At 53.5% G+C, this 25,147-nt stretch carries 26 protein-coding genes; 16 read left to right on the forward strand and 10 right to left on the reverse strand.

Annotation, left to right across the window (positions count from 1 at the left end):
* The first annotated feature begins 182 nt into the window (after positions 1-182).
* Together NST37_RS02615 and rpmG are read left to right on the forward strand one after the other, a co-directional pair.
* A complete protein-coding gene (locus NST37_RS02615; protein WP_339186194.1) occupies positions 183-1,391 on the forward strand; it encodes a GTP-binding protein in 1,209 nt (402 codons plus the stop codon).
* A gap of 59 nt (positions 1,392-1,450) precedes the next feature.
* A complete protein-coding gene (gene rpmG / locus NST37_RS02620) occupies positions 1,451-1,600 on the forward strand; it encodes a 50S ribosomal protein L33 (RefSeq protein WP_003389887.1) in 150 nt (49 codons plus the stop codon).
* A gap of 102 nt (positions 1,601-1,702) precedes the next feature.
* Here the strand turns inward: rpmG and NST37_RS02625 are convergent, their stop codons facing one another.
* The 3 genes from NST37_RS02625 to NST37_RS02635 all read right to left on the reverse strand — a co-directional run bounded on the left by NST37_RS02625 (position 1,703) and on the right by NST37_RS02635 (position 3,603).
* The gene (locus NST37_RS02625; RefSeq protein WP_003389886.1) at positions 1,703-2,869 is read right to left on the reverse strand and encodes a cation:proton antiporter; all 1,167 of its coding nucleotides are present in this window, start codon (positions 2,867-2,869) and stop codon (positions 1,703-1,705) included.
* Positions 2,870-3,156: 287 nt separating this feature from the next.
* The gene (locus tag NST37_RS02630) at positions 3,157-3,285 is read right to left on the reverse strand and encodes a hypothetical protein (protein WP_003389885.1); all 129 of its coding nucleotides are present in this window, start codon (positions 3,283-3,285) and stop codon (positions 3,157-3,159) included.
* Between the two features lie 36 nt (positions 3,286-3,321).
* Positions 3,322-3,603: a hypothetical protein gene (locus tag NST37_RS02635; RefSeq protein ID WP_003389884.1), complete on the reverse strand. Its 282-nt coding sequence runs from the start codon at positions 3,601-3,603 to the stop codon at positions 3,322-3,324.
* A 224-nt stretch (positions 3,604-3,827) separates the two neighbouring features.
* Here NST37_RS02635 and NST37_RS02640 point away from each other — a divergent pair, with 224 nt between their 5' ends.
* From NST37_RS02640 to NST37_RS02655, 4 genes are read left to right on the forward strand one after another with little or no spacing between them, the layout of a single operon-like run.
* A complete protein-coding gene (locus tag NST37_RS02640) occupies positions 3,828-4,427 on the forward strand; it encodes a helix-turn-helix domain-containing protein (RefSeq protein ID WP_024983330.1) in 600 nt (199 codons plus the stop codon).
* Positions 4,424-4,678, forward strand: a complete 255-nt coding sequence (locus NST37_RS02645) for a hypothetical protein (RefSeq protein ID WP_003389882.1) — start codon at positions 4,424-4,426, stop codon at positions 4,676-4,678. Before NST37_RS02640 ends, NST37_RS02645 begins: the two co-directional genes overlap by 4 nt.
* Before the next feature lie 48 nt (positions 4,679-4,726).
* Entirely contained in the window at positions 4,727-5,308 is a 582-nt protein-coding gene (gene clpP / locus NST37_RS02650; RefSeq protein WP_003389881.1) for an ATP-dependent Clp endopeptidase proteolytic subunit ClpP, read from the forward strand.
* A gap of 19 nt (positions 5,309-5,327) precedes the next feature.
* Entirely contained in the window at positions 5,328-6,350 is a 1,023-nt protein-coding gene (locus tag NST37_RS02655; RefSeq protein WP_339186196.1) for an NAD-dependent epimerase/dehydratase family protein, read from the forward strand.
* A 140-nt stretch (positions 6,351-6,490) separates the two neighbouring features.
* Here NST37_RS02655 and NST37_RS02660 read toward each other — a convergent pair whose 3' ends face one another.
* Positions 6,491-9,643, reverse strand: a complete 3,153-nt coding sequence (locus NST37_RS02660) for a S8 family serine peptidase (RefSeq protein ID WP_024983333.1) — start codon at positions 9,641-9,643, stop codon at positions 6,491-6,493.
* Positions 9,644-9,834: 191 nt separating this feature from the next.
* Positions 9,835-11,487 (reverse strand): DUF6583 family protein, encoded by a 1,653-nt coding sequence (locus NST37_RS02665; protein WP_339186199.1) that lies wholly within the window; start codon positions 11,485-11,487, stop codon positions 9,835-9,837.
* A 494-nt stretch (positions 11,488-11,981) separates the two neighbouring features.
* Here NST37_RS02665 and NST37_RS02670 point away from each other — a divergent pair, with 494 nt between their 5' ends.
* The 7 genes from NST37_RS02670 (at position 11,982) to NST37_RS02700 (ending at position 18,797) form a co-directional block, all read left to right on the forward strand.
* A complete protein-coding gene (locus NST37_RS02670; protein ID WP_024983336.1) occupies positions 11,982-12,881 on the forward strand; it encodes a LysR family transcriptional regulator in 900 nt (299 codons plus the stop codon).
* A 135-nt stretch (positions 12,882-13,016) separates the two neighbouring features.
* Positions 13,017-14,093 (forward strand): DUF418 domain-containing protein, encoded by a 1,077-nt coding sequence (locus tag NST37_RS02675; protein ID WP_003389873.1) that lies wholly within the window; start codon positions 13,017-13,019, stop codon positions 14,091-14,093.
* 101 nt (positions 14,094-14,194) lie between these two features.
* Positions 14,195-15,295, forward strand: coding sequence for a citrate synthase/methylcitrate synthase (locus NST37_RS02680; RefSeq protein ID WP_339186201.1), 1,101 nt, complete (start codon positions 14,195-14,197; stop codon positions 15,293-15,295).
* Positions 15,296-15,502: 207 nt separating this feature from the next.
* Entirely contained in the window at positions 15,503-16,165 is a 663-nt protein-coding gene (locus NST37_RS02685) for a hypothetical protein (RefSeq protein WP_024983338.1), read from the forward strand.
* Between the two features lie 234 nt (positions 16,166-16,399).
* On the forward strand, positions 16,400-17,422 hold the full coding sequence (locus NST37_RS02690; RefSeq protein ID WP_003389870.1) for an NADH:flavin oxidoreductase/NADH oxidase: 1,023 nt from the start codon (positions 16,400-16,402) through the stop codon (positions 17,420-17,422).
* A 751-nt stretch (positions 17,423-18,173) separates the two neighbouring features.
* Complete coding sequence (locus NST37_RS02695; protein ID WP_339186203.1) at positions 18,174-18,443, forward strand: DUF2325 domain-containing protein; 270 nt, start codon at positions 18,174-18,176, stop codon at positions 18,441-18,443.
* A gap of 141 nt (positions 18,444-18,584) precedes the next feature.
* A complete protein-coding gene (locus NST37_RS02700; RefSeq protein ID WP_339186205.1) occupies positions 18,585-18,797 on the forward strand; it encodes a YezD family protein in 213 nt (70 codons plus the stop codon).
* 264 nt (positions 18,798-19,061) lie between these two features.
* Here NST37_RS02700 and NST37_RS02705 read toward each other — a convergent pair whose 3' ends face one another.
* Complete coding sequence (locus NST37_RS02705; RefSeq protein WP_339186207.1) at positions 19,062-19,547, reverse strand: hypothetical protein; 486 nt, start codon at positions 19,545-19,547, stop codon at positions 19,062-19,064.
* Positions 19,548-19,744: 197 nt separating this feature from the next.
* Positions 19,745-19,903: a hypothetical protein gene (locus NST37_RS02710; RefSeq protein WP_155807947.1), complete on the reverse strand. Its 159-nt coding sequence runs from the start codon at positions 19,901-19,903 to the stop codon at positions 19,745-19,747.
* A 361-nt stretch (positions 19,904-20,264) separates the two neighbouring features.
* On the opposite strand from NST37_RS02710, the gene NST37_RS02715 reads away from it, so the two are divergent.
* From NST37_RS02715 to NST37_RS02725, 3 genes are read left to right on the forward strand one after another with little or no spacing between them, the layout of a single operon-like run.
* Positions 20,265-20,807 carry a TetR/AcrR family transcriptional regulator gene (locus NST37_RS02715; protein ID WP_003389862.1) on the forward strand — a complete coding sequence of 181 codons (543 nt, stop codon included), beginning with the start codon at positions 20,265-20,267 and terminating at the stop codon, positions 20,805-20,807.
* Positions 20,808-20,857: 50 nt separating this feature from the next.
* The gene (locus NST37_RS02720) at positions 20,858-21,172 is read left to right on the forward strand and encodes an SMR family transporter (RefSeq protein ID WP_003389861.1); all 315 of its coding nucleotides are present in this window, start codon (positions 20,858-20,860) and stop codon (positions 21,170-21,172) included.
* A gap of 17 nt (positions 21,173-21,189) precedes the next feature.
* Entirely contained in the window at positions 21,190-21,540 is a 351-nt protein-coding gene (locus NST37_RS02725; protein ID WP_003389860.1) for a multidrug efflux SMR transporter, read from the forward strand.
* 144 nt (positions 21,541-21,684) lie between these two features.
* Here NST37_RS02725 and NST37_RS02730 read toward each other — a convergent pair whose 3' ends face one another.
* Genes NST37_RS02730 through NST37_RS02740 form a run of 3 tightly spaced genes read right to left on the reverse strand, consistent with a single transcriptional unit; the run spans position 21,685 to position 25,142 of the window.
* Positions 21,685-23,010 carry a DUF4129 domain-containing protein gene (locus NST37_RS02730; RefSeq protein WP_039070403.1) on the reverse strand — a complete coding sequence of 442 codons (1,326 nt, stop codon included), beginning with the start codon at positions 23,008-23,010 and terminating at the stop codon, positions 21,685-21,687.
* Positions 23,007-24,200, reverse strand: a complete 1,194-nt coding sequence (locus tag NST37_RS02735; RefSeq protein ID WP_003389858.1) for a DUF58 domain-containing protein — start codon at positions 24,198-24,200, stop codon at positions 23,007-23,009. The genes NST37_RS02730 and NST37_RS02735 overlap by 4 nt, the downstream gene beginning before the upstream one ends.
* Before the next feature lie 3 nt (positions 24,201-24,203).
* On the reverse strand, positions 24,204-25,142 hold the full coding sequence (locus tag NST37_RS02740) for a MoxR family ATPase (protein ID WP_003389857.1): 939 nt from the start codon (positions 25,140-25,142) through the stop codon (positions 24,204-24,206).
* Positions 25,143-25,147: the final 5 nt, after the last annotated feature.

Below are 25,147 nucleotides of genomic sequence, written 5' to 3' on the forward strand. Positions count from 1 at the left end.
GGACAGCTTTTTTTGTTTCCAGCAGAGGAGGAGCAAATAGATTCAGGCAGTTATTAAATCGTAATGAATACGATTTATCTTGACAACTTTTGTTTGCGGGGTGTAGGATGATTGTTAAATCGTAATTGTTACGATTTATTTGTTGCGCATCACAATCCACAAACAGGGAGTTGTACATAGGCATGAGTGACAATCGGATTCCGGTAACAGTACTGAGCGGGTATTTGGGAGCAGGCAAAACAACATTGCTCAACCACGTGTTGAACAATCGGGAAGGGATGCGAGTCGCGGTCATCGTGAATGATTTGAGCGAAGTGAATATTGACGGGGAGCTGATTGCCCAGGGAGGCGGGCTGTCCCGGGTCGAGGAAAAGGTAGTGGAGATGTCCAATGGCTGCATCTGCTGCACATTGCGGGAGGATTTGCTGACAGAGGTGGAGCGTTTGGCCACTGAAGGGAAGTATGACTACATTCTGATCGAATCGACCGGGATTGGCGAACCGGTGCCAGTTGCCCAAACCTTCACGTATGTCGACGAGGAAATGGGCATCGACCTGTCCCGCGTTTGCCGGCTGGACACGATGGTGACGGTCGTAGACGCCAACCGTTTTTGGCACGACTTTTCCTCCGGAGAAAGCCTGCTGGAGCGCGGTCAGGCTGCTGCAGAGGAAGATCGCCGCGATGTCGTGGATCTTTTGATCAGCCAGATCGAGTTTTGTGATGTGCTGATCCTAAACAAGTGCGACCTGGTGGAGCCGGAACAACTGGATGAACTGGAAGCGGTCCTGCGCAAATTGCAGCCGGATGCCAAGCTGATCCGGACCAGCCGGGGGCATATACACCCGAGGGATATCCTGAATACCGGCTTGTTTGACTTTGAAAAAGCAAGCCGTTCTGCCGGCTGGATCAAAGAGCTGGAGCAGGGAGAGCATACGCCGGAAACGGATGAGTACGGCATCTCTTCCTTTGTCTACCGACGCAAAAGACCGTTTCACCCGGAGCGCTTTGCGAGCTGGCTGGAGGACTGGCCGGAAGAGGTGGTGCGGGCCAAGGGCTTTTTCTGGATCGCGACGCGCAATGACCTGGCCATGACGCTGAGCCAGGCAGGAACTTCGATTGAAATCGGCGCCGCCGGGTACTGGGCCGCAGCTCTGCCTGAAGCGGAGCGGGAGGCCATCCTGGCAGAAGATCCGGAGTGGGCGAAAACATGGGATGCCGACCATGGAGATCGCCAAACCGAGCTGGTGTTTATCGGCATGGAGATGAACAGGGAAGAGATTGAGCAGAAGCTGGATCGGTGCTTGCTGACTGAGGATGAGTACCGCGGAGATTGGAGCGCGATTGCCGATCCGCTCCCGACAGCAGATACTGTCGTGGAAACAGTGCTGTGAGAAACAGCCGAATCATCAATGGGCTTTCAAAGGATGCAGCCCAAAAAGGAGGAGCGTAGATGCGCGTACAGGTAACGCTGCAATGCACAGAGTCAGGAGACCGGAACTACATCACGACGAAGAACAAGCGGAATCACCCCGAGCGGCTTGAATTAAAAAAATACTCTCCCCGCTTAAAAAAGCACACTTTGCACCGCGAAACTAAGTAAAGCTGCGGCATCCATGAAAAAACTCTCTGCCGGTTCGTCCCGGGCAGAGAGTTTCTTTGTATGCTGAAGCCAGTTGGTTCTTGGCAGATGCATTGCATGAAGCTACGCTTCTTTTCTCAGGGCAATTTGCTCTTTCCCTGTCTCTTTTTCAGAGAAGAAGATCTTCATCATCGGCGGGGTCACGATCGTGGTCACAAGGACGACGACGATCAATACAGCAAACATGCTGTCAGCCAAAAGCCCCGCCTCAAGTCCAATCGATGCAATGATCAAGGCGACCTCACCGCGAGACACCATCGCGGACCCGATGCCCCACGAGCTGCGCCAGCCGAATCCGGACACCTTTGCGCCGAGTGCTCCGCCGATAAACTTCGTCAGGACGGCCAAAATGCTAAGGCCGACAATCAGCCAGAGATGATCGACAATGCCGTTGAATTGGGCCGACACCCCGATTGAGGTGAAGAAGACCGGTACGAAGATGGAATAACTGATCGTTTCCACTTTTTCCGTTACTTCATGGCGATAATTGGTCAGGCTGATGGCGATGCCGGCGATGTACGCGCCGATAATGGCGGCCACTCCGGTGTATTCCGCCAGGTAGGCGAACAGGAAACAGATAATGAGGGCGGCCGTTACGACCGCTTCCGTCACTTTCAACGGAGCAAATTTCCGCAAGACCCACGGAACGACTTTCCAGGAGAGCAGGATGACGACCGCGAAGAAGGCCACTTTCTTGAGTACGACCATTCCCAGATTGACATCACCGCCCGCAAAGCTCATGACAAATGCGAGTGCGATGATGACCAGCACGTCGTCAATGACGGCGGCCCCCAGGATGGTTGCGCCTTCTTTTGATTTCAGCTTGCCGAGCTCCTTCAAAGCCTGGACGGAGATGCTCACACTGGTGGCAGAAAGCAGCAGACCCAGGAATACAGACTCCAGTGTGGGCAGTCCCATGGCCATTCCGGCAGCGTATCCGAGAGCGAGCGGAACGACGATGCCGACGACGCCGACATTCATGGAGGATTTTCCGCTTCGTTTAAATTCGTCTATATCGGTCTCCAACCCGGCAATAAACATCAGGAGGATGACACCGATTTGGCTGATCTCTTTCAGAATCTCCGTATTTGAGATCAGGCCGAGCACCGAAGGGCCCAGGATAATCCCAATCAGCAATTTCCCGAGGACGGAAGGCTGTCCGAGCTTGGAGCTCACTTCTCCGGCAATTTTGGAGGCGAGCAGGATCACAGCCAGTTGGAAGATTAGCATACAGTATCCCCACCTTTTTCTAAATTGTTTGCAAATGGAAAACAAGCAAAAAGAGCCTGCCACCACTGGCTCTTTTGCGAAAAAAGGCAAAAGAAAGCCACTGGTGACAGGCTCCTCCTAAAAGTTCGTGCTTTTTAAATTATATAATCATTATATCCGAATGCCGAGGTAAAGTAAAGACGTATTCCTCATTTTGCGAATGGGAAAACGTGGGATTTGGACGAGAAGAAAAACCAGCCTGACCGTAATGCTGCGGCCAGGCTGGTTGCCTATTTCCAATAATATGTTCATTTAAAGTAATCGGTCATCTGAGCAAACACATCAGCGAGAGCGTGCAAGCTTTCTGCTGTCTGGTAAGCAAACAGCGGGAGTGCAATTACAGCCAACAAAGCTTCTCCGATATACTTGGCGATCATACTGATCAACCTCCTTATTTACGACAGATTTTCTGATCATGCCGGAAACAGGAGTGCCGAGCCGTCGTTGTCGCTGTCTGCATACCGCAAGCGTCGCAGAATCAGTCTGCGCTGCGGCTGCCTTGCCGCCGTCGGATACGTCTCGACCAAGCAACGATTGATAGAAGGTTCGTAAGTATCGCTAGAACGCCAGCCATTAGGCAATCTCTGCGGACGACACCAGTTCTGTATGTAGGAAACAGAGGTGTAGCAGCCCGCGAACAAGGCGAGCAAGGCGAAGAAATCATCCAGCGAAAACAGAAGAATCAGATCTTCCATCGGTGATTTCCCCCCTTTTGATTGGCGCTGGCAAGAACCTCGGTTCTTGGTACCCCATATTGTAACTCCGTTCCGGGAGTGGGTGCAACCCACAAAATCTGGAGCAGCTTTATCACTGGCTGATACATGGATTGCAAAAAAAGGCCTTTCCACCATTTGACAAAAGGGAGATCCACGTAATAAAATATTTTTACGTGAACAATAAGTTTTCCGAGGTGTATATAATGGATCAACAAGTATTGGAAACGTATGTCGTCGAGTCGCCGGATCAGGCCATGGCTCTGCTCAATCCGCTGCGGGCGGAAATCCTCGGCCGATTGACCGAACCTGCCTCCGCGGCCGAACTGGCCCGCGGGATCAACGAAATCCCCCAACGGGTCAATTACCATCTCAAGGCGCTGGAAAAGGTCGGTTTGGTACGCCGGGTCGGTACGCGGCAGGTGAGAAATCTGGTAGAGGTGCTGTACCAGGCTATCGCCCGGACCTACATTTTGTCGGAGACGCTTAACTGGCCGAAAGAGACCGTCGACCGGATCAAGGATCAAGGGTCGCTGTCCCATCTGATCACGGCCGCCGAACGGATCAAACGGGATGCCCTTACACTCCTGGAGAGATCGGATCAGCAGGAGGAGGTCCCGAGTGCGACGGTCGATACCAGTATCCGGCTGGCAACAAAGGAGCAGCGCAGCGCTTTTGTGCAGGAGTACGTGCAGTTGGTAAGCCAGCTTGTCGAGAAATATCAAGCACATGACGAGACAGAGGAAGCGTATCAAGTTGTGCTGGCTGTTTATCCCCAAATCGCCCAAGGAGGAGAAGAGAAATGATGCCGGTAATGAAAAAGCAAGCAGTAGTCATTTGGGAAAGTGATGTCAGGCAGCAGGATCGTTCGGTCATTCCCTTTCCTACGCGTGAGAGCGGCCGTGGAACAGTGGAGCAGGAAGCGACGGTAACCAGTTGGACAGTCGGGCCCAAAGAGAATCCCGCTACTGTCACCATCGTGTCGTCCGGATTTGAAGCGGCTGAGCGCAAACAGGCAGCCCCTCAGGCTATGCTGGGCAGGAGAGCTGCCGCGTAACTCTTCGTTGTGTGGAAATGAGTAAACAAGAAGACAGGAGGCATGAACATGAATCTGATACCGGTTGTAGTGGAGCAAACCAGCTATGGAGAGCGTTCTTACGATATTTACTCCCGTCTGTTAAAAGACCGGATCATCTTTTTGGGCAGCGCAATCGACGATCAAGTAGCCAATGCGGTAGTCGCCCAAATGCTGTTTCTGACAGCGGAGGACCCGGAAAAGGATATTCATCTGTACATCAATTCCCCGGGGGGCTCTATCACGGCGGGGATGGCCATTTACGATACGATGCAATTCATTAAGCCTGCGGTTTCTACGATATGCATCGGGTCTGCCGCCTCGATGGGTTCTTTCCTGCTGCTGGCAGGAGCTCCGGGTAAACGCTACGCCCTGCCCAATGCGGAGATCATGATTCATCAGCCGTGGGGCGGGAGCCAGGGACAGGCAAGCGACATCAAAATCCAGGCAGATCGGATCCTGAACCATCGCCGCTTGCTGTTTGAGATTATCGCAAAGCGGACCGGGCAGCCGGTTGAAAAAGTGGAACGGGATGCCGACCGCGATTATTTCATGACCGCAGAGGAAGCAAGAGCGTACGGAATTGTCGACAAGGTAATCGAAAAACTGTAACGCGGGGGAGAGATGGGAGATGAAAGTCCTGGTGTTGGGAGGGACTCGTTTTATCGGCCCGCATGTGGTCAGACAGCTTGTCTCGGCCGGTCACGAAGTAGCGGTGTTCAACCGCGGCGAGTTGAAAGCAGATGGTGGATTTCCTGATGAGGTCAGACGAATCATCGGGGACCGAGTGCAGCTGCAAAGCTATCGCCAGCAGTTTGCCGAGTATCAGGCAGATGTCGTGATTGACATGTTTCCTTATACCGAGTCCGATGCGACGAGTATGATGACTGTTTTCGACGGAATTGCCGATCGTGTCGTAGCGATCAGCAGCTGTGATGTATACAGGGCGTTTCAGATCCTGAACCGGATCGAGGACGGCCCTGTCGAGCGCGGGCTGCTGACGGAGGAGTCGCCGCTGGGCGAGAAGCGTTATCCGTTCCGCGGCATGAGAGAAGACAGACAGGATTACGACAAGGTGCTCGTAGAAAGGGTCGTCATGAGCAGCCCCAGCCTGCCGGGAACAGTACTCCGCCTGCCGATGGTATACGGCCCCGGAGACTATCAAAACCGCATGTATCCGTATCTGAAGCCGATGATGGACGGCAGACGGTACATCCTGCTGGAAGAGGGGCTGGACGATTGGCGCTGGACTCGCGGATACGTGGAGGATGTGGCGGCAGCCATCGTTTTGGCAGCGGAGGACGAACGGGCAAAGGGGGAAATCTTCAACGTCGGGGAGTCGGACAGCTACTCGCTGCGTGACTGGATCATGGGCATCGCGGCACAAGTTGGCTGGCAGGGTAGTATCGTAACGGCAGCTCCCGACATGCTGCCCCCCTCCTTGCAACTGGGGATAGAGACCAGCCAACACATCGAGATCGATACGGGGAAGATTCGCCGTCTGCTCGGTTTTTCCGAAAAAGTTTCACGCGCAGAAGCTTTTGCCCGGACGATCGCCTGGGAATCCTCCCATCCTCCCGCAGCAGGGGGACCAGACTCACGTTTATATGCGATTGAAGATGAGATTCTCACTGCTTTGGGGAAACTTGCGTAGAGGGAAATGATGGCGATTATCGTGGAGGGTGAAGATCTCCAACCCTCCATGGGCAGCAGGGAATAAACGGATGAAACAATAGAGAAGGGCTTCCCCGTCCAGTAGGTTCCTACTTTTCGGGGACAGCCCTTCTTGCGGTGTTATCGCGATTCTTCTCCAGCTTCCAGCTTCACTTTTACTTTCACTTTTTCAGTTTGATCCGGGTTGTCTTTGGATGCAATCGTAACCCAGAGTGTGACGGTTTCATTGCCTTCTTCCGGCAATGCAAGCAGTACGCCCGCATTGTCGATCAGCTCGGGATGGGAGCTTTCGGTGACGGCATAGGTCACTGCATCAGAGTCTTCCGGCAGTTCCAGAACAGCCTCGCCTACTTTGTCAGTATTGACGACATTGCCTTCAAATTCCTCAGCCGCTTGCTTCAGGCTATCGTCGTTCTTCTCCGTTGTCCGCTTGCCTTTTTCCGTTTCGTTGATTTCCAGCTTGAACGACTTCCAGATCTCATACGTTTCGACGACCTGTTCGCCTCTCGGCAGATCAGGGTCGACTACTTGTGCCACCAGGCGCAGCTTGTAGACGCCTGGATCCAGCTTCTTCGGTATGAGAGAACCGTTCACGTACGTGCCGTCGATGTTGGAGAAGGTGATCGGGCCGGGAGCAAATGGTTTGTAATCGTTAAACAGAGCAGCCATCGTACCGATGTACGTGTCATCCATGCTCCAGGCTTCCAGCTCGATCACATTGACGCCTTCAGCCTGGAGCAATGCTTCTACAGTGATCGTATCGTTTTCGCCGTCACCGTCCGGAGACAGGATGGCGCTGGACAGCTTCATATTGTCGAGGCCAAAGTGGGTATCCTCCGGCTTGTCGCCCACGTGGATGACGAACGGAAGATGGAGCTTGGGAATGCTGCGATCGGAGCTGCGCAGGACAACTTCACCTTCGTACACGCCTTCCTCCGCATCCTCCTGCGGCTCTACAGTCAGGGTAAAGGTTTCGATCTCGCCGCCGTCTACGGTGATATTCTTGGTCGACAGCTTGACATCGATGTTGTTCGGGTCCGGTGTATCCTTTGGACGATAAGGATCGGTGGTTACCGAGCTGTGCATGTTGACCTCGGCTCTGTAGCTCACTTCTTTATCGGACGTGTTCTTGACTTGCAGCGTTTGCGAAACAGGCTTGCTGCCTGCTTTCAGCAGACCGAAGCTGTAGTTGGAGCCGTTGTATTCGATCGTCTCCGCTTCAAAATCTTCGTTTAAGATGGTGAGCTGCTCTACTGTCTGCAGCAGGGCAGGAGTTTTCATCGCCGCAAATCCATCGACGCGGCCTGCTCCCTGGGAGTAGACATCGTAGAGAACATCCTCTTCCTCATACAGCGGCTTTGCCGTATTGGACAGAGCGGCTTTTACGTCAAAGGGAGTCCATTCCGGATGGGCCTCCTTCAACAGGAGAGCAAGGCCGGCAACATGCGGGGTCGCCATGCTGGTTCCGTTGGAGCGAGCGTATGCCTTCTCGTAGCTGGCACCGTCGATCAGCTTGGACCATGCCGGATAAGCGGACAGAATGGAAACCCCTGGGGCGCCTACATCCGGCTTGATCGAGTAATTGTCGCCAAGCACGGGACCGCGGGAGCTGAAGCTGGCTACCTTGTCTCCATTGTCACTGGTGGTCGGATAGTCGCTGGAGAAGGTAAGGGTGACAGGGCTGGACGGATTGTTCAGGAGCTGCAAGGCGAGAGCCCGTCCTTCCGTTCCCTTCATGTCAAAGGTAGGGATAGCATCCATCTGGTCGCCCAGTATGGTGTCCACATAACCGCCGCGATCTTCCGGCGGGAGATTGAGGTCTGCTTGTCCATCGCCGTCTTTGTCGTTTCCATTAAAGACGATTACCGCTACAGCGCCAGCCTTTTTCGCGTTGATGATTTTGTCAGTGAAGGCGAGGGTGCCGCGGGACACGAGAGCGACCTTGCCAGCTACGTCTACCTTCTCAAAATCTTGAACCGAGCCCAGGTTGGCGTACACGACAGGGAGCGGATTTGTGCCGATCAGCTCGCTGAAATTGTCTTCCCTGATCTGCCAGGCCATGACGTGGAATTGGTAGTCTTGGCCGAGAGATGAGCTGGCGGAAGCGTCGTACAGAACGCTTGGAGAATTCACTGCCGCGACAGAGATCGGCAGCTTCGCTCCTGCCGGGGAGCCGGCCGTGTAGTAAAATCTGCCCGGCTCGTCGGAGGCGGCATTGCCGTTGGCGACTACAGTGATGACGCCTGCGCGCATCGCGTTGTTGACCGCAATCGAGTCGGGGGAGTCGGCATTCTTTTCGATGTCTGCCCCGAGTGACAGGTTGATTACGTCCATGCCGTCTCTCACCGCTTTTTCGATACCGTCGATCACCTGTGCGGAGCTGCCGCCTTTTCGTCCGAGTACCCGGTACACGTAGAGATCGGCCTCATAGGCGATCCCCTTTACCTGCACATCGGACGTTTTGTTCTTGGCGCGGCCCACAATCGTCCCGGAGACGTGCGTACCGTGCGAGGAGCCCTCGTAGCCGCCTTCGCCTTTTGCATCGTCATCGGGCGAGATGGGCGCCTCTTCATACGGGTCCTTGTCATTGTCGTAGGAGTCGTAGCCGCCTTTGTAGGCATCCTTCAGGTCAGGATGCAGATAGTCGACACCTGTATCGATGACACCGACCTTCAACCCTTTTCCGGTGAGACCTGCATCCCACATATCCAGGACGCCAATCTGCTTGAGGGGAGCGATATCGTACTTGAATTCGCGGCCATTCATCGCGTCAAGCTCGACATCGGGGATGGTGTAGATCGTGTTTTCATAAACCGCTTTTACCTGCGGCAGGCTGGCCAGACTCTCGATTTCGTTGGCAGGCAGCGTCATTTCCATCCCGTTGAAGACATGTGAAAAAGTGCGTTCTACATGTAGATCGATATTTTTCTTGCGCGCTTCCTTCAAGAAGGAGGTTTGTTCGCGGGAGACACGCGATTCAGCCGAGCGCGTGGCAGAAGAGCGCGAACCGCGTTTGTAGGACGCTTCGCTCGCGGCAGGTTCTCCTTGCAGCTGGACGATGACGCTTACCTCTTTCCGCGATGTTGTGTTCAGGCGGGGAGAGATTTTGGCTGTTGCTGCTCCCTGCTCCACTACTGCATTGGTGACGCTGTTCAGCTTTGACAGCTCCCGTTTGCTCAGATCCTCGGAAGCGTAGACACCGCCGGGAGCAACGCTGAACAATAAGGCTGCGGAGAGGGATAAGGGAATGAACGATTTCGCTTGTTTTTTCACACATTCTCCTCCTGTCATTTGATAGAATTCTAAATATTGGTAATTATTCGTCTGGAGAAACTGTATTCCTTCAAAGGAAAAGTAATTTTTTATATTCATTGCAAGGTTTTGCCATTTTTTTATCGACAAAAAAACCTCTTTCTTCAAAAGAAAGAGGTTTTTTGTCGAATCATCCGAACGAAAGCCCGGGTTTATTGCATAGGAGGCATGAACTCTTGGAACAGCTCCATGTTTTTCATCATAAACTGTTGGGCAGCAGTGCCTACTTCCTGCTGAATCTGCATCATTTCTTCTTCTGTCACAGTCGCGACGTTGACCGCATTGTCAGCGCTCAAGCTCGGCATGGTAATTGCCTTGCCGAATTCTTCCTTGAACTTGAGGTTCATGCTCAAGCTCTTTGGCATGTCAGGAGTGGATTGTTCAAAGTTCACCTTGAACGTGCCGTCAGTATCGCGTCCGTTTTCTGTTTTGGTTACGGCTGATGTCACTTGGCCGGTCAGGGAGATCGTCTCTGGATCAGAATCGGACTTGGCTTTCAGCGTGAAGTCGTACGTGCCGTTTTCCTTGTCGGCTTGCTTCGTTGTCTCGAATTTGGTTGTCAAGTCGAGCAATACGTCCGGCTGGGCGTCAAACAGGAAAGCTACCGTTCCTGTTGTTTTGTCGCCTTGTTTGTTTGCTTTGTAGCTGAGGGTCATTTCGCCTTTTTCGCCGCCATCCTCAACGAACAGGGAGTAGCGTTGGTACGTGTCTGCTCCGTTTTTGAAGCCTACGCTGGACCAGATGTTTTGTTCTTTCTGGTTCTCTTCGACAAATACCAGCTTGCGGGAAAGAATCTGATGGTCTCCATCTACGAGAACGATCATTTTCAGCTGTTCTTTGGAGTCTTTTGTATCTTTCAGATCCTTCAGTGCATCGTCGAAAGCTTTTTCGTATTCCTTCTTGAACTCATCCTTGGAAAGCTCCTGTACGTCAGGGTAACCGCTGTCGATGAGCAGTGCTGATACGTTGTGGTAGCGGTTGTAGATCAGGTCGAACAGCTTTTCATCCGCTTTTGCCTTTTCGGCCATTTTCGTAAACAGCGCTTTCGCTTCCTCGGCGTTGAAGGTGACAGTGATTTCGCGTGCGTCTGTCTTGTAGCCTTCCTCGGAGAAAGAGGCGTTTTTGTTCATCGCGATCTGGGAGTCTTTCAAGCTTTCAGCGTACATCAGCGCATACGGAGCGAAAATGCTGGATACCTCTTCGCGGCTGAATTTGATCGCTTCATACATATCTTTGTTGGTAACCAGGCGCTTCGGCAGCTCTTCGCCGAGCTTTTCCTTGATCACATCGCGGTCTTTCAAATCAACATAGCCGTACTTGGGGTAGAAGTCAGGGAAACGGAAGCCCATCTTCGTATCGTCGACAAAATACTCCATGTTGATCAGCTTGTTGTCTTTGAGATGGATTTCAAAGTTGCCGGACTGCTGCCGCTTTTGTTCATCCGCATTCGCTTCAACGACAAGCTTGGCGCTCTTCAACAGGTCCAAAACCTTTTGAGCCTGCGGGTCCGGAATATCTGCGTCAATGTTGAATTGGCTCAGTTCCATCGTGGAGTGAACAGGCTTCTCCAGGTAAGGCTTGATATATTTTTCGTATTCTCCAAAGGACTGGGAGGCATCGTCTGCCAGTTGCTTGACATTGTTGGCCTCTGCCTCTAAATAAATCGTTTTGGCACTTTTGAACAGGTCCAGCTTGGCGTACGCAGTACCCAATCCGCCTAGAATCGCAACCCCGACTGCACCGGCGATCAGCAGCGCCTTTTTCGAGCTTTTGCGAGGCGGGGTCACGTTTGTGGTGGTCTCCATTTTCTTCCTCCTCAAATATTTTCTCTCTGTAGGGGCAAAAAAAGACGTTTCTCGCCCCGATTTCGTATTGTACCACATAAAGAGGGCAAAGATGTCGAAAATTGGTAATATGTTTAAAAAAGAGGAAGATGGAACCAGGAGAAAAGGGGGGGTATCCTGTCCGTTGGCTGGATTTCCTGTCGTGTTTCGTGATAATGGTAGACAAGAGAACGGCTGACAAGACGGCAAAAGTCCCGGATATTTCCGGTCGGTGGACACTGCCTGTGACAAATGTGGCGATGGCTTGCGCAAAAAAAGGAGTCTTCCCTTCCTGTACGCCTGTCTGCATGGCAAAATAAGAAGTGCCGAGCCTAAAGCAAGTAGCAGGTGCTTCGCAATATTGGCAGCAGCATGGGGACGTTTTTCTTTGCGATATAGAATAGAATGGTGAGAACCCGGTACGACCCGATCATATATACAAGGGTCAAGCCTGCAAGGATAAAGGAGGGGGACCTTTGGATTTTCGCGTTTTGCAGACGTTTGTGATGGCTGCAACCACAGAGAATTTCCATCAGACCGCGGAGGCGTTGTTTATCGCGCAGCCAACAGTCAGCCAACATATTCGCATTCTCGAGACCGAACTGGGGTTGAAGCTGTTTGAACGCGTCGGAAAGCGGGTCCGCTTGACGCCCGCAGGCAAGCGCTACCTGCCGCACGCAAGAGGACTATTGGAGCAGTGGCATCACGGATTGGAAGATCTGATGGCGTGGCGGCAGGGCTACCGCGAGAAGCTTCAATTGGCTGTCTCGCCGATCATTGCCCGAACCCGGTTGTCCCATTTGATTCATCGCTACACCAAGCTTTATCCGGATGTGGACTTGTCGATCAAGCTGGCTGATTCCGTCGAGATTGGGCCATTCGTTCAGAGTGGACAGGCTGATATCGGATTGACGCGAATGATTCCGGGTGAGCTGCAGCTTTCCGCCTACAAACTGTACGAAGACCCGGTCGTATTTGCCGTGCCGCATTACGGTGGAGACATGGAGGCACCGCTGCCTGACTGGGAGCAGGAGCTGCAAACGAAGCGACTGTTGACCCACAATCACCCCGGCTACTGGGACGATCTGCTTTTGCTGCTCAGACAGCGGGGCTTGTCGCTTCGGACCATGGCCGTTTCCCAGGTCGATATTACCAAATGGTTTATTGAAGAAGGTCTCGGGGTTTCCTTTTTGCCACGGTCAGCGATCAGCCGGGAGCTGTTTGAGAACCGCTTTATCGAGCTGCCTACTCCCGGGCTGACTGTTCCCAGTGCGGCTTCCTACCTGCTCGTTCCGAAAACAGGCTTGAGCGAGGCCGCACAGCACTTTGTCGATATTTTGGAGGCCTTGTACTCACCGATGGAGACTGTGCATTAGCGTGCCCCGGTAGAGAAAAACGAACAGAGATTACAAAGCTGTAAGCAAACTGTAAGGAATATCGCTGGAACAGCTTTCTTTTCTTTTAGTATACTCCTTTTTGTTTAGTGTGATTAAACAAAGGGGTTGAAACCAATGGGGGCGGAACCCATCGCTAAAAGAGATCGGATCTTTTCCATCGACATCGTCAGGGGGATTGCTCTGTTTGGCATTTTGATCGTAAACATGCCCTCTTTTCTTATTTATACGGAAGAGATGCCGATGCCGGAAGAGACGGGGATTAATGCGCTTTTGAGACTGCTGTACGATGTAATGATTCAGACCAAGTTCTATAGTATTTTTTCATTCCTGTTCGGCCTGGGATTTTTTATTTTCATGTCTCGTGCTGAGCAGCGGAGGGACAAAGTGTATTGGCGCTTTACCCGGAGGCTGCTGGCCCTGCTTTTGATTGGTATTGTGCATATGGTGATTTGGTTTGGGGACATTCTGACCGTTTATGCTGTCATCGGATTTTTGTTGATACCGTTTTATCGGAGAAAGACATCAACCATCCTGGCTTGGGCGGGAGGCACAGGGCTTCTGTACACGGTGGCAAAGGCGATCGTGCTTTGGCAAACGCTGTCGGGCGTGGAAATAAACACCTGGGCAAGCGCTATTGGCAGCGACATTCTCGCCATTTTCACGATGTTCCTGCTGGGCTTGTATGCAGGGAAACGAGGCCTGATCAGTGCTGTGGCTACGCACGTTAAGCTTTTGAAAAGCGTCTGTCTGACCGCACTGGTGCTAAGCATTCCAGTAGAATGCGCCATGATTTGGACTTATGTACATCCGGGAGAAACGATGGACGCTGCCCGAGAAATTATGGTCAATCTGGGAACTCTGCCGACTGCCTTGTTTTTTATTGCGGGCCTGTTTGTTCTGTTGACGAAAGAAAGGATCCAGCGCGTGCTGCGACCTTTTGGATACGCAGGTCAAATGGCGTTGAGCAACTATCTCGGGCAGACATTTCTCGTGATGACGATCATTCATTTCTTCCACATCCAGCCGATGCCGCTTGTTCAGTGGCTGTACCTGGCTATCGGCATCTATGTCTTTCAGTTGGTCGCAAGCACGATCTGGATGAGATATTTCGAACGAGGTCCGATGGAAACCGTCTGGCGCTTCATGACGTATGGGCGTCGAAGGACAAAGCCGGCGACGCCTGCCAATTGATTGCAGAAAGTGATCAAAACCCCTGATTTCTTCTATTTCCCTTTGTGTTTTTTAATCGATATACTTAAGGGAAAGATACGGAGAAAAAAGGAGTGGTGATCATGACAACACATGCGTTAGCAATCGGTTTAGACGGGATTGCCGTAGCCGAAACGGATTTAAGTCTGGTGGATGGCCAAAACGGACTCCTGGTTTACCGCGGCCACTGGGCGCGGGATCTGGCGATTCATCACACCTTTGAGGAAGTCGCTCACCTGCTCTGGTACGGGCACCTGCCGAGCGCACAGGAGCTTGCCGAGCTGCAAGACAAAATGAAGGCCAACCGGGAACTGCCTGCACATGTAAAAGGCATTCTCGATCTGATACCTGCGGATGTCGATATGATGAGTGTGCTGAGGACCGGCGTCTCTGCGCTGGCTGCTCCCGATCACGCATGGCCGCCAAGCCTCGATCAGGTGATTTCTCTGACCGCGAAAATGCCGACAATCGTCGCTCACCGCTTTGCCCGCCTGGCTGGACGCGAACCGCTCAATCCCCGCCAGGACCTGAATCATACAGCCAACTACCTGTATATGCTGAAAGGTCAGGAGCCGAGTCCGGCGCATGTCCGGGCCCTGGATGCCTACCTGATCCTCACCCAGGAGCATGGCATGAACGCATCGACATTCTCCGGACGAGTCGTCGCCTCGACTCAATCGGACCTGATCTCTTCGATCACAGCGGCAATCGGCGCATTGAAAGGACCGCTGCATGGCGGCGCTCCTTCTGAAGTAACGGAAATGATCGAAGCCATCGGCACGAAGGAAAACGCAGAGCCTTGGCTCCGCGCCAAGCTGGAAAACGGCGAGCGTTTGATGGGCTTTGGCCATCGCGTTTACAAGACAATCGATCCACGGGCGACAGCGCTTCGCGTGGTAGCTTCCCAGCTCTCTGCCGACGATCCGTGGTTTGACCTGGCGACCCACGTGGAACAAGTCGGCTTGAAGCTTTTGGACGAATATAAACCGGGCCGCAAGCTGCATACCAACGTAGAGTTTTTTGCCGCAGCAGTGATGCGTGCCGTGGGCCTGGATGACTTCCTGTTCACGCCGACCTTCGCCGTGAGCCGTGTGGTAGGCTGGAGCGCTCACGTCCTGGAGCAGGCGAGCAACAACCGGATTATCCGCCCGCAGTCCAACTATATCGGTTCCATGCCGGAATAAAGGAAATAGGAAAAGTTTTTGACGACCCCCGAAAGGCGGCCATACAGGTTGCCCAAGGGGGTTTTTTCGCTTCCTGTAACGAAGAATCTGCTCTTCGAAGAGCTTCAATGGAAGCTTTCTTTATGTTTGTCTATGATATTTATTTACAGAAAATAGTGAATTCAGCTCGGATGGCGTATAATGAAGGGGAGGCGGAAGGGGGTTGTCATGAAACAGATTGCATACCTAATAGTGGCTATCGCAATTCTAACGGGCTGTACCACAGAGAAGACGCAGCCTCAGGATGTGTTTGATCAAAGGACCGCATCCGTCCAGGGACAGCAGGAAGCAAAGGAAACACCCGTACCGGATACTGCTAAGCCGGGTGCCAATCCAGAGCAGGGCACGGGGGCTGCCGCAGCCGGCAGCGAACCTGGTCAAATTGAAAATGCAGCAACGGGACTATTTGATATTACATTAATTGCGGGCAAGACGGAAGAAGAGGTTTCCGCAGTACTGGGGACACCGATTCAATCCGAGAATGGCGAAAGGATACTGACGTCCACAGAAAAGCAGATGCCGTACAGACAAAATGATTATACGGTTGGAATCGGGACGATCAGCGTCATATTTATGGACGGGAAAGCCGTGCGGATTAAGCTGTCGATAGAGAAGGGAGCGCCTTACAAATATCCGGATGATATCATGAAGGTGATGGGAGCGTTGGGGCTGACGGTCAATTCGGCAGGCGTGCCGGCAAAAAAGGACGCCGTCTCCGCTTCCTTTACATATGTGGACGGCTTTTATCTGCTTGAGATGAAAAGCGACTCTCCTGACAATCCAGGCCACCTCGGCGAGGTTGTTCTCATTACAGAAGATCTGTATGAATGAGGAGCACTGGACTGCCCGCAAGTCGGAACGCTTCGGCTTGTGGGCTTTTGTTTTTCTTGATTGAGGAAAATGGCGGGCCATCAGAGAATGGCGGAAGGCCGCACCAGTTGTATCGGGTGTCTCCTCCTGTCAAAACTGCAACGAAAGTGTCAAGAAGCTTTGCCAATCGGGGGCGCTTTTGAGATGATAAACGTACCGAAAGAAAAGGAAGGAGCTGGAGCTAACAGTATGGCTATGATCAAGCTGGATTCCCCATTTCAGTACAAAGGGTTGTCGCTCAAAAACCGTATCGTCATGCCCCCGATGTGCCAGTATTCCGTAGAGGCCAAGGACGGCGCGCCGAACGATTGGCATTTCGTCCACTACGTATCCCGGGCTGTCGGCGGTACCGGACTGATCATCATGGAAATGACCGATGTGGACCCGGACGGACGGATTACCGATTACGATCTCGGCCTGTGGTCTGACGAGCAAGTTCCCGCCTTCGCAAGAATCATCTCCGAAGTGCAGAAATACGGAACGAAGATCGGCATCCAGATCGCTCATGCTGGACGCAAGGCGCAGGATGCGGAAGTGCCTGTCGCACCGTCGCCTATCGCATTCAGCGATCAGTTCAAGACGCCGCGTGCCCTCACCACGGACGAGGTGAAGGAAATGGTCGGGCTGTTCCGCGATGCAGCGCGGCGGGCTGTCGAAGCTGGCGTAGACACCATCGAGCTGCACGGGGCGCACGGCTATTTGATCCACCAGTTCCACTCCCCGGCTACCAACAAGCGGAGCGACGAGTACGGCCAGGACCCCGCGCTGTTCGGCATCGAAGTCATCCAGGCTGTCAAAAGCGTGCTGCCGCCGGAAATGCCGCTGATCATGCGGATATCGGCAGTCGAGTATATCGACGGCGGCTACGGATTGGAATACAGCACCGAGCTTTGCCGGCGTTACCGGGAGGCGGGCGTGGACATCTTCCACATCACCAGCGGCGGAGAAGGCCCGATTGGTTCGGGTGGCCGCCCCGGCATCCATCCCGGCTACCAGGTCCCGATGGCCCGTGCGATCAAGGAAGCGCTTGACGTCCCGGTCATCGCCGTAGGCATCCTCGACGACCCCCATCTTGCCGCAGCGACGCTCGGCAACGGTGACGCTGATCTGGTCGCCGTCGGCCGCGCCATGCTCCGCGACCCGTACTGGGCGCTGCACGCGATCAAGCAGCTAAATGGCGAGCTCGTGCCTCCGAAGCAATACGGACGGGCTTTTTAAGGAATGCTGTTTTGTCTCAGTTAGATAAACAAAGCAAAAACGATTGGCGTGACCGACCCGTTGCGATATCGGAACGAAGCTTTGTTTCCACAAGCAGATGAATAAAAGTCTAAAGAAACAAGAAGCAAGGAAAGGCCTTCCCAATAAGAAGGTCTTTCTTTTTTGCGTCTTCCTTGATTCTCCTTCTAAAAATACCGGTAAAAACGAAAAGCTGTAGAGATGAAACAGGGAGAAAACAGCGAAGGTCTTTGGGACACCGCCCAGGCTCCATTCCAAAAGCGGAAGCTGCCCTTAGCGTCCAACTCTGAATCGCATCTTTGAAAATACTGCTTTTGGACGCGGCTTCCGCTTTTGAAATGGGGCCGGCCAGTACAGCCCCCCAGCAAGTGTCCCACCGAACCTGAAGTGTTTTCTCCCTGTTTCATCTCCTCCACTATCGCGCGAACACCCACCATTTTTAAAAGCACGAAACAACGATGAATTGCAATTAATTACCAGCGGAAACAGTTCACACCACAAACAGCCGTTGACAGGCAACAACGAACTTTTTATAATGATGTAAAAACCTATAAAAATACTTGGAATTACGCGCGAACACTGCGAAACCGACTGGACAACTGGAGGTTTCCCCGCAACCAAGGGGCTCTGCTTGTCTTTTGACGATCAGGAATACACGAGAACAGCAAGCGAACAGAAATCACGAACGGATTGTACGGTATTGAAAAAAGGAAAAGGTCTGGAGGGAGAAGCGATGTCAGCAGTTTTGGTCATTGGCGGAGACCGCTTGGGCAATATCACCGATGTGCTCCACGGACGCGGTTACCGGCGAATTTATCACGTCACGGGACGCAAACATTCCCAGTACAAAGTGAACATCCCCGCTGATACGAAAATGATCGTAGTGTTTACGGATTTCGTCAATCACAATCTGTCTTGTCACGTAAAGAGCCAGGCGAAAGCCAAAAAGCTTCCGATTGTCTTTTGCAGACGCTCGTGTACGATGATGGAAAAGGTGTTGTAGTACTTTTTTGGCCTTTAAATCCGACTTATATGATATGAATAATGCAGATTATTCATTTCTTTAATCGCGCCAGGTCCGGATAACCCGCGACCATGCAATCGAGAAAGCAAATCAAATCGGGCATAAACAGGAGTGGAACGTATGTCGAACAAAGGACATGGAAATTCCGTTGACACCCGTCTGGAGATGATTTTGCAAGCTCTTGAGGGGCTGGAGTACGGGACGCTGAACATCATCGTGCACGAATCGCAGATCACCCAGATCGAGCGGACCGAGAAAAAGCGGTTTCCGCTGGAAAAAACGGCCACGCCCAAGGAGTGGCTGCCGGTCGGACGCACACGGCAAGGCGGGTGATTCGCACAATCGACAGAAAGCTTCCTTACATACAAAAACATAGGCAGGATAGCTCTGCTTCTTGGCTAAGAAATGAGCTATCTTTTTTTGTTCTCGTCCGCAGTGGTAATATGTGGCAACCTGTGTCAGGAAGGAGCCATACCGTGATCATCGCCAAACAAGTATCTTACGTAATTGGGCTGCATTATACGATTCGATCCGCCGTCCATTCCCGTGGAAAACCGCCCAGTCTCTACAGCCACCACCGTGTCTGAGAAATAAGCTTCACATCAGATTTCTCATCGGCGCCCAGCGCTTCCGCTTCACGCATTCGGTCGACCACATCCCCGCAGCCGGGAACGATGGCAATGCACTGAATCTTCTCTCGCTGTTTCCCTCAAAGTCAACGCAGGGGATGGCGAAAATCGATGTTAAACGATCGATTAAACACGGGGTATCCGTCTCTTTTACCCGGCAAATCATGCCGACATGCCCGTTTCCTTCCCGCCAGAAAGGCTGCATAGCTTGGGCTTCCAACGCTTCCATGATCGTACCGCCAGTACTGATGGGCCGGCTGGTGTCCATGGGCAAGTGACAGGTAAAGACCGAGAGCTGCTTCTTGCGGATTGCCTGCAAGAGCTCGGGGCGGATCGGGAGAAAGCTTCTTCCCCACACCCCGCGAGGATCGCCGCATTCCATCAGGAGCGCATGGGATTTTAGATAGAAAAAGGGAACGGCGAGGTGGATGGCGTGCCCGTATTTGTGAGCCATGACGGCAAGGGACAGGATCGCGTTTTGTTTCGGAAGGAATTCCGGTAGCTGCTATGCCAGAAAAAAGCCCGAGCAAATGAAAGAAAACAAAGCAAACAGCCACCGACTCTGGTGGCTGTTTTGTCTGAAAAAAACGGAAGAAACCCGAGGGCAAAGTAAAGGCAAAGGCAAGGCTATACGGCTCATTTGCGGCCTTTTCATCGCAGCTTGAAACCACGGCTGCTTTCGCGCACCCGGCCGATACGGGAGGTGTGGTGGTCGGGATTGGCGAGGACGTGCAGGCTGAGAAAAAGCGCTTTTGCGGGAAGGTAAGAGATTGTCACCCGCTTGCCAAGCCACTGCTGCAAGCCCTGCATGATTTCCTCTCCTCTTCCATTAACCATTTGGTTCATTCATTTTTAAAAATGGCAAAAGCGAAGACAGACATTATTCACGGGAAGGGGGGCTGTCAACGGAAGCCTTGCGAAGCTGCGGCGGGAGATGAGCAGCATGCGAACGAGCCCAGGGCATGAACAACACTTGAGCGATCCCAGGCCCTGAGCAACACGGGAACAAGTCCGGGACATAAGCAACACGTGAGCGAGTCCTCGACCTCGAACAACACTTGAGCCAGTCAGTCTTGATAGGGTGATAGGTGGAATAGATAAAAAAACGTTGAAAACTAAACCGTCCAGACGGTACACTAATGATGTGGACAAAACAGGGGGGGCATGACATATGCGTTCATCTAAACGCGTTGACATAATCGAGGCCGCGACTCGCGTCATTCTTTCCGAAGGAGCAGCCCAGCTCACTTTGGATGCCGTTGCCAAGGAGGCCCAGGTAAGCAAGGGAGGCCTTTTGTATCACTTCTCAACCAAAGAAGCCTTGATCGAAGCCATCGTCATCTATGCCAAGGAACAAGTCGAAAAGCAATTCCAAGCCATTTACGATGAAGACGATGACCCTCGCGGAAGATGGACTCGGACGTACTTGAAGCTGACGGGCGACGACAAGTCAAAAAATAATGAGCTGTATTCGGCATTGTTCAGTGGAGTGATGGAGAACCGAGAGCTGCTCCGTCCTTTGGAGGACTGTTTTTTGCAGTTCTACGCCAAGACCGGAGAAGACCAGATCGACCCTGTGTTAGCCAATATCATCTACCTCGTCGCGGATGGACTGTGGTATAACGACATGTTCCAGTTCAATCCTGTAAATGACGAGATGAAAGCGAAAGTCATCGCGAGATTAATCCAGCTCACCAAGGGAGAATCGGATTGAGCGGAGCTGGCCTGGAATTGCACGTACACAAATGAGAGGGGAAAAGAATCATGGCCTATGTATTTCTGGGGGCAGCGATTGTCCTGGAGGTATTCGCTTCTACCATGTTAAAGCTGTCCAACGGTTTTTCGCGCTTTTTGCCGAGTGTCGGCGTGGTGATCGGTTACGGAGCGGCCTTCTATGCATTGTCCCTGGCGCTGAAAGCACTTCCGCTGGGGCTTTCGTATGCGACCTGGAGCGGCGTCGGGACGATTCTGACCGTGCTTGTGGGCGTGTACCTGTTTAGAGAAAAAGTAAACAAGCAAGCGATCGCAGGCATTGCCATCCTGATCATTGGCATTGTCCTGCTGAATCTTGCGAAATAAGTGGGAGGTTATCGGTTGTGACAGGTGTGATCTATTTAAGCTTGGCGATAGCGCTGGAGACGTTCGGCTCTACGATGCTGAAAATATCGGAAGGCTTTACGGTTCTCTGGCCCTCCATCGGTGTGGCCATCGGTTTTTTGGCCTCGTTTACGTGTCTGAGCTTTGCCCTCAAGACGATTCCGCTCTCCACGGCCTATGCAACCTGGTCAGGAGTAGGAACGGCTTTGACTGCTTTGATCGGGGTGTTCGCTTTTCAGGAAAGCCTGAGCCTGATCAAGGTTGTTGCGCTCGTCCTTGTTATCGTGGGAATTGTCATTTTGAACAAAGCGAAGGAAAAATCGGATGGAGAGGCAGAAGAAGCCGCCTAGATGTCACTTCCGGTTTGGCGGGGAAAAGGAAAACCCCGCGTGAGGAAGAGAGGCGTATTCCTTGCTTCATTTGGCGATTAGTCCGGTATACTACGGTGCGAAGACGCATGAAAGAGAGGGTGTCCCAGTCGGGCACCCTCTTTCCTATTCCATAGTCTTTTGTATCGTTTCCACACAATCCCGCAGGTCGGCCAATTCCTCCGAAGACAGCGGCTTTTCCAAATACCGGTACTGCTCATAGTACCGCGTGATGCGTCCAGCCAATTCGAGCGCGTCCGGATGAGGCCACTCTCGGCGCAGGCGTCGCAAATACTCCTGGCTTGTCTCGAAGGGCTCGATTCGCAAGCCGGCATCTGCCATGTGCAGCAAAAAGCGGTAGTAGCTGTAGCGAACCGGGTCTTCCTCGGGGCCTGCCGTCTTTTTCCGCAGCTCGTCCAAATTCCAGATCGGCCGTCCTTCATTAGCTCCTTCATCGGTCAGTTCCTGCAAGGCGGTTTCAGCCTGGACGGGGATGTCAGCAGCGCTCAGACTTGCAGTCCGCCGTCTCCGCTTCCAAATCGCCCAGCCCACCGAGGCCGCCACAACGACAACAATACCCCCGATGAGATACGGCTCCCAAAGCGAAAATAATGGCTCTCCGGCAAACTCCATCTCGTCCAGCGGGAGTTCATCCGTTGCTTCCGTAGACTCGTTCATCAGGTCATTCACTCTTTGGTTGTTCCCCAGAGCGCCTGCCAGCTGTTCTATCAAATTTCCGGCCGCTCGCAAAGCAGGCCCGAACAACCAGTAGAGCGCGTCGCCGAGCGGCTTTTTGGCAACCCCCCAAAGGAAGCTCAAGACAAGCAGCAAAAGACCTGTCACCGCCGTATAGCCAAGGGCCAGCAGCAGGCGCGATCCGAGCAATTGCCCGCCCAGAGATGCAGCATACGCTGACGGCGGAAAAGCTCCCTTCGTGTCCTGCCGCGTCAAATACTCACCTATACTGGAGAGCAAATAGCCGCCGAGTATCAGCACCAAAACGGGGGACAGCTGCTTTGCGTCGTAGACCGCGTCTTTCATCATCGACCCGAACAAGGCGAGAATCGCCAAATGGAAGAGCGAGATGCAGAGCGCGATCACGAACAGCCGCTGCAGTGTGGCCCGGGTATATGTGAGCGTCGAGAGGGCATGGACCCGCCAGAAAAATAGCGCTGCAGCAAGAGCGGCAAGCAGCAGGGAGCCAAACAAATAGTACACGAGAACACCAGCCGCAATCACCAGCGGATAGAGCAAAAAGTGAAGCATGATATGACGTCCGCCGCCCTCGTACAGCCAGAGGCCCAGAGCGAGAAGAGCAGTGGCGCCGCAGGCAAAGCCGGCTACGCTACCCGGCAGGGAGGGAAGCCAGCCGATCAGCATCAACAGCACAGCGGCCAGGACGGATTCCTGCCAGAAGAGAAAAGACTGGCGGATCAGAAAGGATCGGCTCATCGGCAGCTCACCCTCCTTTGATTGGCAGCAGCAAGTCCGTAACGGCGAATGACAGGCTGGTCCTGCGACACGTCCAGCACCGTGATGTGATGGCCGCGCCGAGTCAGCCGCTCGATCATTTCCAATGCCGGTTCATCCAGCCGGGGGGTCACGATGACGATTCGCGCTTCTGCGGCGCTTTGCTGCTCAAGCCGGTGCAGGACAGCGGCGAGGGATGTCGGCGCGTACTGGTGGAGCTTGGCCAGATGGGTCATGATCTGGATGTGATGCGCCTTGCCGCTTCCGGCAGTCTGGTGGTAATGCTCCCGGCCGCGCTGCCGGACCGTCAGCAACAGCTCGTAGGACAGCGATTGTCGGCGGCAAAGGACGGACAGCGCTGCCAGGCCGGAGATAGTCCGTTCGTTGACGGCATCGTTGTGTTTCTGCAGAACCGGCTCGTAGGAGGGCAGGATGTGACCGATCACGATCCACTTCGGATTTGCCGTCGGCTCAAACAGCCTTGTTTGCAAGAGTCCGGTTTTGGCGCTCGCCTTCCAGTGAATATGCTTCAGGCGATCGCCGGGGGAATACGCTCTGACGCCCCGCAAAAAGGTAACGTCCTCTATCGGGTGGCTTCGCGTGACACGGCTGCCCTCCGGCTCGCTTGTTCCCGTATCCAATGGGGGAATGGGCAGCGGCAGCGGATACACGAGCACCGAAAAGGAGAAGGGGAGCACAAGAGCCTCCGCTTCTTCGCCAAACAGCGGAATGGTTTCAAACTGGGCTTCGCCAAGCCAGAGCACGCCTCGTTTGTGCGGAGTGATCACGAATGTCCGCTCCGCGGTTTTTCGCATCGGCAGATGAAAGCGAAAGCGTATCCAGGTTCGCGCATTTCGCTCCACCACCTCGTCTGCCTGCTCTGGGACAACATGGTCGGGCAGGGAAAATTGGACCAGCGTCCCCGGAAGCGGCAGCCAGGAACGGTTGTGAAGCCGCAGCCGGACGGTGATCGGCGTGCCGGGCATGACCCGGCTTTGATCAGCAGACCATTCCACCTGCACCCACCGGGTCAGGTTTCTAGCCCACCAGCTAGCGAGCCCGGACATAAAAAAGAAGAACCCGCCGAACAGCCAAAGAAACCAATTGCCTGAAAACAGGGCAAAGATCAGAAGTATAAAGCCCAAACCGTGGTACGTCTGCCGCGTGCTCATGCTTTAGACGCCCTCTTCGACCGGCGCGTGGACTTCCCGGAGGATTTCCTGGATGATTTCCTGTTCGGTGACGTGCAGCTCCGCTTCCATCGACAGACGGATGCGATGGACCGCCAGGGGAGGAAATACTTGTTTGACGTCATCTGGAAGGACATAGCTGCGGCCGTCGAGCAGGGCAGCGGCCTGGGCGGAGCGCAGGAGCGCGAGCATGGCGCGCGGACTGAGTCCCACTTCCACTGAGCGGTGATTCCGGGTCGCTTCCGTCAGGTCGATGACGTATTCTTCGACAGCGGGACTGACGTGGATGGCCGTCGTCTCCCGCTGCAAGGCCGCGATCTCGTCGGGGCTGACGACAGCATGCACCTGTTCCAGCGGAGACTGGCCGCGAAAACGCCGCAGAATTTCACGCGCATCCTCTCTGCTTCCGTATCCGAGCGCCAGACGGAACAAAAAGCGGTCCAGCTGCGCCTCCGGAAGCGGATATGTACCCTCGGATTCAATCGGGTTTTGGGTCGCGATCACCAGCAGCGAGGACGGCAGCGGCAGGGTCACGCCCTCGATAGTCACTTGACGCTCTTCCATGCATTCCAACAGACCGGATTGTGTACGGGGCGTCGCCCGGTTGATTTCGTCCGCCAAAAGCACATCGGCAAAAACGGGTCCGCGGCGCAGCTCAAATTCATTGGTGCGGGGGTTGAACACATGCAGACCGACGACGTCCGAAGGCAAAAGGTCTGCGGTAAACTGCACGCGGTTGTAGGTGCCGCCAATCGCTTGGGCCAACGTTTTGGCCAGAACAGTCTTGCCCATCCCGGGCAGGTCCTCCAGCAGGACATGGCCGCGTGCGAGCATAGCCGTCAAAAGGAGCCGAACCTGATCCTCCTTGCCTACGATCACTCTGTTTATTGTATCCAGCAAAGATTCCAGCTTTGGATGTGTCATTCTCA

The sequence above is a fragment of the Brevibacillus sp. FSL K6-6036 genome (genome assembly GCF_037964015.1).
Lineage (GTDB): Bacteria > Bacillota > Bacilli > Brevibacillales > Brevibacillaceae > Brevibacillus > Brevibacillus borstelensis.

What these genes read in the sequence shown, in the direction of transcription:
- NST37_RS02690 (WP_003389870.1), top strand. Translation starts at nt 16,400, where the DNA reads ATGATCAAGCTGGATTCCCCATTTCAGTACAAAGGGTTGTCGCTCAAA.
- NST37_RS02700 (WP_339186205.1), top strand. Translation starts at nt 18,585, where the DNA reads ATGTCGAACAAAGGACATGGAAATTCCGTTGACACCCGTCTGGAGATG.
- NST37_RS02655 (WP_339186196.1), top strand. Translation starts at nt 5,328, where the DNA reads ATGAAAGTCCTGGTGTTGGGAGGGACTCGTTTTATCGGCCCGCATGTG.
- NST37_RS02640 (WP_024983330.1), top strand. Translation starts at nt 3,828, where the DNA reads ATGGATCAACAAGTATTGGAAACGTATGTCGTCGAGTCGCCGGATCAG.
- NST37_RS02740 (WP_003389857.1), bottom strand. Translation starts at nt 25,142, where the DNA reads ATGACACATCCAAAGCTGGAATCTTTGCTGGATACAATAAACAGAGTG.
- NST37_RS02680 (WP_339186201.1), top strand. Translation starts at nt 14,195, where the DNA reads ATGACAACACATGCGTTAGCAATCGGTTTAGACGGGATTGCCGTAGCC.
- NST37_RS02730 (WP_039070403.1), bottom strand. Translation starts at nt 23,010, where the DNA reads ATGAGCCGATCCTTTCTGATCCGCCAGTCTTTTCTCTTCTGGCAGGAA.
- NST37_RS02665 (WP_339186199.1), bottom strand. Translation starts at nt 11,487, where the DNA reads ATGGAGACCACCACAAACGTGACCCCGCCTCGCAAAAGCTCGAAAAAG.
- NST37_RS02615 (WP_339186194.1), top strand. Translation starts at nt 183, where the DNA reads ATGAGTGACAATCGGATTCCGGTAACAGTACTGAGCGGGTATTTGGGA.
- NST37_RS02710 (WP_155807947.1), bottom strand. Translation starts at nt 19,903, where the DNA reads ATGCAGGGCTTGCAGCAGTGGCTTGGCAAGCGGGTGACAATCTCTTAC.
- NST37_RS02625 (WP_003389886.1), bottom strand. Translation starts at nt 2,869, where the DNA reads ATGCTAATCTTCCAACTGGCTGTGATCCTGCTCGCCTCCAAAATTGCC.
- NST37_RS02685 (WP_024983338.1), top strand. Translation starts at nt 15,503, where the DNA reads ATGAAACAGATTGCATACCTAATAGTGGCTATCGCAATTCTAACGGGC.
- clpP (WP_003389881.1), top strand. Translation starts at nt 4,727, where the DNA reads ATGAATCTGATACCGGTTGTAGTGGAGCAAACCAGCTATGGAGAGCGT.
- NST37_RS02695 (WP_339186203.1), top strand. Translation starts at nt 18,174, where the DNA reads ATGTCAGCAGTTTTGGTCATTGGCGGAGACCGCTTGGGCAATATCACC.
- NST37_RS02735 (WP_003389858.1), bottom strand. Translation starts at nt 24,200, where the DNA reads ATGAGCACGCGGCAGACGTACCACGGTTTGGGCTTTATACTTCTGATC.
- NST37_RS02705 (WP_339186207.1), bottom strand. Translation starts at nt 19,547, where the DNA reads ATGGCTCACAAATACGGGCACGCCATCCACCTCGCCGTTCCCTTTTTC.
- rpmG (WP_003389887.1), top strand. Translation starts at nt 1,451, where the DNA reads ATGCGCGTACAGGTAACGCTGCAATGCACAGAGTCAGGAGACCGGAAC.
- NST37_RS02715 (WP_003389862.1), top strand. Translation starts at nt 20,265, where the DNA reads ATGCGTTCATCTAAACGCGTTGACATAATCGAGGCCGCGACTCGCGTC.
- NST37_RS02635 (WP_003389884.1), bottom strand. Translation starts at nt 3,603, where the DNA reads ATGGAAGATCTGATTCTTCTGTTTTCGCTGGATGATTTCTTCGCCTTG.
- NST37_RS02645 (WP_003389882.1), top strand. Translation starts at nt 4,424, where the DNA reads ATGATGCCGGTAATGAAAAAGCAAGCAGTAGTCATTTGGGAAAGTGAT.
- NST37_RS02720 (WP_003389861.1), top strand. Translation starts at nt 20,858, where the DNA reads ATGGCCTATGTATTTCTGGGGGCAGCGATTGTCCTGGAGGTATTCGCT.
- NST37_RS02675 (WP_003389873.1), top strand. Translation starts at nt 13,017, where the DNA reads ATGGGGGCGGAACCCATCGCTAAAAGAGATCGGATCTTTTCCATCGAC.
- NST37_RS02630 (WP_003389885.1), bottom strand. Translation starts at nt 3,285, where the DNA reads ATGATCGCCAAGTATATCGGAGAAGCTTTGTTGGCTGTAATTGCACTC.